We start from the raw sequence: 4,505 nt of genomic DNA, 5'->3' as shown, positions 1-4,505 counted from the left end.
TAGTCGACCGTGGTTCGGAGCGGTGGTGTGAACGATTTGCGGCCAGCCTACTCTTGCCCGCCGACACTCTCCTGAAGGACCTCAGAGAGTTGGGGTGGTCGGGTGCCAAGATCAGCCATATGGATAAGGTGGGTTACCTTGCTAGGCGTTACAAGGTTAGCCTTAGGGCCACGGCCTTGCGGCTCATTGATCTTGGCGTATCGGATCCGAGCTTGTATGAGACGGTAGATCGGCTCGCACAAACCGATCTGCGGGTGGGAAGACCGGGTGGTCGGGGCCTTCCGCAGCACAAGCTGAGAATCAAGGAGTTGGGCACACAGCTCCCCAGCTTGCTGCTGGAGGCTATGCATGAAGGCTTTGTCCAACTGTACGACGTGCTTTCGTACATGAACGTCTCTACCGCGTCATTGGCCCAACTCAGGGAGATCCTCCGGTGACATGGGCAAGGTCGCTGGACCTGCCCGTGGTCGCCGTCCTGGACACCTCGGCGGTTGTTGAACTCAAAACCCTGCCGCCCGCGGTGCAGATGCGGCTGTATGGGGACCTATCGACACTTCGTGCACGTGGCTGTGTCACTTATCCCAAAAAGGTCACCGACGAACTCAGTTTGTGGGCAGCAAGAGATGCTCCATACTCATGGGCTCGGTCCCACCGAGTCTCTGACCCCAGCTTTGAAGACGTCCGTCGGGTAATGGCGGTCGTGGGTGACGTCGTGGATACCCAGAAGGATCACGAGGATGCGGACCCATACGTCCTCGCGTTAGCGGTGGCGTTGCAGCGCGAACACGGGGCGAATGGGGTCGTGGTTGTGTCGGAAGACGTAAGGGATAGGCCGACACGCATCTCGATCGCCACGGCGTGCCGAAGGCTAGGACTTCGGCATCTTCGCCTGAGGGAGTTCCTTGCAGAATTCGGCCTCTACCCGTAGAGGGGGCACTGCCCCGGGGGTCTAAGTGGTCTTGGGCAGACCACACTGGAGACTGCGAGATCACGGTATTATCGGGGGACGGAGGGGGATTCCTTGAACGCCGTGCTATTCCTGGGGGCAGGGGCGTCCGCAGCCGATGGAGCACCTTTGATGTGTGACTACCTCAAGGAGATCGAGCGTTGCTTCGGGGATCGTCCGGAGTGGCAACGCCTGCTTCGTGCCTTGAGTGGATACCCTCGTACGACTCAGGGTGAGTTTCCCCCGTTCAACGAACTCTTGACATGGCTCGATGAGATGGTCGCTGCGCGTCAGTCGATCTGCGGGCTCAGAGCGGAACAGGTTCGGTTCGAGTTGCTTCGCCTTTTTCTAGGCTGCCTTACTAAGTGGGAAAGGTGTCGGCGTCGCTTCACCTGGGACCGTCACGCTGACGCGATCGATTCTGATGCGGGCACCGCGCCTTGGGTCGGGCAAGTGGCAGACGAACCTGACAGATGGCCGCTCACGTACAATTGTGCTGACATCGCGCCAAGCAGGCACGAGCCGCCTTCACCTGCCTACGGCCCCCTGACCTACCTCGGGGTCTATGAGAACGCCACGGGCCGAGGCTGTGATACGATGCACGTCCCGCAGTACATGAGGGCCCGAGAACAGACCCCTTCACAGCCACGAAACCAGGCTAACAACACCCTGGCTCGGCTGGCGATAAGGCGGCGAGCATCGGTAATCTCGACGAACTATGATTTGATATTTGACCAGGCGCTGGAGGACTGTGGCATAATGCCCGACTACTGCGTTGACCCGTCAAGGTCGCAGCGGGGTTTACGGCTGCTCAAAATCCATGGCTCGGTGAACTGGCTCGTGTGTCTGGATTGCGGCTGCGTGGGCGTATGGCCCGACTCGTATCCGACGCAGTCGCTATTCGCCGGGCAACGTGTGGAGCACTCTTGCCCCCGGTGCGGGCAGGCTAATTGGGCTGACATGCTGGTTACTCCGTCCCGTCGTCGCAGCCAACCACACTTCTCCTTGAAGCAAATATGGAAAGCTGCGCGCGACGAACTGAGCCGGGCAACCCTCGTTGTCTTCATAGGGTATTCCCTCCCAGACGAGGACGAAGACGTACGTAACTTGCTCAGGGAAGGCATCGGGGCTCACGCCGAGGTTCTCGTGGTGGACCCCAGCGTGAGCACCGTTGCGCGGTACCGGCAGTTCTTTGAAGGCGGGCGGGTCGAAAGCATTCTCCAGCCGCTATCCCCGTCACTGTGGGAGCAACCGGAAGTTGCGCTACTCCTCGACAGATTATGGCCAATCCCTGCTGCGGGGGACGCTGGCTATTACTTTGCAACTTAGGTGTGCATGTACGATGGCGGCGATGAGGAGCAGGGGTGGACGCAGTCAAAAGTTGAGCCCCGCGCAGTCTCCGCGGCAGAGCCGCGTCGCCTGGCACCGGGACCCTTGAACTGTTGGATGTTTAAGGGGTGTCGGAATGAAATTCAAGTATGTTGTATCCGTGGGCGCTGCGATCCTGGCGATCTTGCACACCATCTGGCCGAAGCTAAACATTGACCTGGTTACCGTGACTCTGCTTGTATTGGCCCTAGTACCCTGGTTAGCACCGATGATTAGGTCGATCGAGCTACCTGGTGGGGTAAAGGTCCAGTTCAACGAACTTGAGTCAATGCGCGAGAAGGCTGGCAAGGCAGGTCTGTTGCAAACGCGCGTCGACCCCCTTCGGGAGTACTCGTTCCAGCTTGTGGCCGATGAAGACCCGAGGCTGGCGTTGGCGGGCTTGCGTATCGAGCTTGAGCAACGTCTCTCGGATATTGCCGAGCGGAAGAACTTAAGGCCACGACATGGTGGCGTGGGTATCTTAGTACGTACGCTTCACCAAGCCGGAGTGCTGTCCCATGAACAGACTAGTGCACTTAACGATATGATAGGGTTGTTGAACAGGGCGGTTCATGGGGCCCAGGTCGATCCACGCGCCGCCGAATGGGCATTAGACATAGGGCCCAAATTGCTGGCAACGCTTGAGCAATTGCGTGGTTAAGGGGGGCACTGCGGTCTGCTGGCTGCGGAGGTTGTTGTCGATGTGTTGACCCACGCTCTGGCGGAGGACAACCTGCCTGCGCAGTCCTTGGCCGAGCATGATCGCCGGTGGAGGTCCCTGCTCGTGTGCGTGAGATCGAGGTGGGCGTGCGCCTCCGTCAGCTTGCCCGGCGGGTGGACGACGGCACGCTGGCCTTCCTCATTGACCTCGCCAACCGCGACGGCATCAGGCGCGCCATCCAGTCCCACCTCCTCTTGGACTGGGACGCGCCCCTGCTCTCCGCCCCCTCGACGGCTCCCTCTCCCTCCTCCGCCCCCTCCGACTCCAGGTCTCATCGCGGTTTCCCGTCCGTCCCTTGTGACCCTGCGTTCGCGGCCCTGCTACTCGACGTGGCTTTCGGGTGCGGCTGATGGCGGACATCTGGACCCCCCATGGCTGTGACAACCCCGGGTAGGCGCAGTTCGGCCGGGTAGGCTGCTACCAATAGGGTTGAGGCAGCACTGTCTGGCGACCCGACGTGTACGTCGGGGCGCCCCACGTACCGAGAAACGTGAGGCAGGGGTCACGATGGGGGAGCCGTTTCCCGGCAGCGTGGTCGCGGCCGCATTAACGCCGGAAGGGGGCAAGTGCGAGTGGGCCCGCGCCATGCCCGGGCGCACAGGCCGGCACCCTCAAGAGATCGTTTCGAACTATCGGGGTCCTGGCGCCCGCGGCGCGTGGGAGGCGCTCCATTGCGGCGCTCGGGGGCGTTCCGTGGTCAGCGGCTGCGAGATCTTCTGCCATACCTACCATGAGCCGTCTGCCTCTGCGGTGGCTGATGGGAATTGCTGGGGGTGGTCGTTAAGGCCCACCCCCAGTTCGTTCGTCCGGCTAGCCTGCGAGTCGCCGGCGGTATAGAGGTCCGTTTGATCCCGAGGGTGCTTGATCGGGCCGGGGAGTAGTCTCGATACCGAGAAGGCAGAGACGCCGGGGGCGTCCTCGAGCATCCGAGGGGAGGGGGTGGATCAGGTTGCGTGGTTGGGTTGTCGTGTGCTCCATCTTGTTTCTCGTTGGCGTGGCCCTGGAAGTGGTTACACTGACCCCGCTGCGGCAGGTCTCGTGGGTGGAGCAGTTGCACAACCTCTCTTTCGTTCCCATCTGGGTCTCCCTGGTTCTTCTCTGGGTCAGGGCCGAGGGCGGGCGTGAGGAGTTGTTCAGGTTGGTTCGTCAAGCAGCCGATGCGGGCGAGACTCTCAAGGATAGGATCCGTGAAGTGGGGGCACTGAAAGAGGAGATAGAGCGGCTGAAGCGGGCGCACGAGGCTTTGCGGGACGAGTTGCACCTCTCCGAACTCTTCCTTGGGAAGCTCCACTTCTTCGAGCGTGACTACAGGAAGTCGGCCGATCTCTTGAAACAGGCCGTTGAAGCCCAACCCGATAACGCCGAGTGCCGTTTCTGGCTCGGGCTGGCACTTCTGCGCTCGGGCGACGCCCGCAGTGCCATCGAACACCTGGACAGAGCCGCGCAGCTTAGAGATGACCCGGAGTTCCT

At 61.2% G+C, this 4,505-nt stretch carries 6 protein-coding genes; all 6 read left to right on the top strand.

The genetic code is table 11. The annotated features are described in order from the left end of the window. Positions 1-437, top strand: a 437-nt coding sequence (locus AB1609_16300; protein MEW6048010.1) for a hypothetical protein, incomplete at its 5' end; no start/stop codon positions are given. Then, positions 434-928, top strand: a complete 495-nt coding sequence (locus AB1609_16295) for a DUF4411 family protein (protein ID MEW6048009.1) — start codon at positions 434-436, stop codon at positions 926-928. The genes AB1609_16300 and AB1609_16295, both read left to right, overlap by 4 nt. Positions 929-1,078: 150 nt before the next feature. Beyond that, on the top strand, positions 1,079-2,275 hold the full coding sequence (locus AB1609_16290) for an SIR2 family protein (GenBank protein ID MEW6048008.1): 1,197 nt from the start codon (positions 1,079-1,081) through the stop codon (positions 2,273-2,275). 136 nt (positions 2,276-2,411) lie between these two features. Next, positions 2,412-2,975 carry a hypothetical protein gene (locus AB1609_16285; protein MEW6048007.1) on the top strand — a complete coding sequence of 188 codons (564 nt, stop codon included), beginning with the start codon at positions 2,412-2,414 and terminating at the stop codon, positions 2,973-2,975. Positions 2,976-3,100: 125 nt separating this feature from the next. Then, entirely contained in the window at positions 3,101-3,385 is a 285-nt protein-coding gene (locus AB1609_16280; protein MEW6048006.1) for a hypothetical protein, read from the top strand. Between the two features lie 599 nt (positions 3,386-3,984). Beyond that, positions 3,985-4,505: tetratricopeptide repeat protein (locus tag AB1609_16275; protein ID MEW6048005.1), on the top strand; the 521-nt coding region annotated here is incomplete at its 3' end.

Source organism: Bacillota bacterium, assembly GCA_040754675.1.
Lineage (GTDB): Bacteria > Bacillota > Limnochordia > Limnochordales > Geochordaceae > Geochorda.
Note: the sequence above shows the minus strand (reverse complement) of the source record. Positions and strands in the feature narration are given on the sequence as shown.